Below are 784 nucleotides of genomic sequence, written 5' to 3'. Positions count from 1 at the left end.
GTATTACTGCGTCCAAGAAGTGAGGCTTATACCTACCGACGTGAAGAAATGCAAAGAACACAGGTTGAGCGTCGCAACGAAGCTCAGGCTCAGTTCTCTGATAATCGTATAATTATTCCTGAAGTTATGCTTGATCCTGTTGATGGCGAACCAAGATATTTTTATAACGTCGAGGTTAGACCACATAACTTACGTCCTGACATATATAAGAAAGATGCCATGATCACCATGGCGGATATTTATATGAGTATGCATGAAGATGGGCTGATTGATGTTGGTTTTTCATACTGGGGTAAGATATCCACAGGTATAGATATTCAGCACTTCATTATTAATTCTGTTGATGGTGCCACTAACCAGGCTCGATACGCATATGCGATTAATGGTTATGAGCGCCGTTATATAAAAGATTGGAATCACAAGTACGGCCTTGGAGGTATGTCTAAGCCTGAAGACACGCCACCGGCAACATTCTGTGATGGCATTGCCCTTGATGGCTCAGCCACTGGCACATCAAACGGTCAAATTGATCAAGAATGTGGCGAATACTTTGCAAGTAAAGGCATTGAAATTGACCTTACTGATTGGTACGGCGACAGAAATATGCACACCTTTGCAGATGTTTGGCCTATGTATTACCCCGTTGATTATACCGCGGTAATGGCTAGACAGTTGACGTTTGCTGCACCAGAAAGCCATCGGGTTGGCGGGGATAATCAATATCCTATTTACGATATTAATGAAGCTATTCGTCCATTATCAGCAGAGCATTTTGGCTGGGGCG

General features: G+C 43.1%; 1 protein-coding gene. It reads left to right on the top strand.

Annotation, left to right across the window (positions count from 1 at the left end; all coding sequences use genetic code 11):
* On the top strand, positions 1 to 784 hold a 784-nt coding region (locus tag BCU91_RS07385; RefSeq protein ID WP_198590446.1), incomplete at both ends, for a hypothetical protein.

This window comes from Shewanella sp. 10N.286.52.B9, from assembly GCF_002873635.1.
Lineage (GTDB): Bacteria > Pseudomonadota > Gammaproteobacteria > Enterobacterales > Shewanellaceae > Shewanella.
The sequence above is the reverse complement of the archived record's forward strand: the minus strand, read 5'-3'. Positions and strand labels throughout refer to the sequence as shown.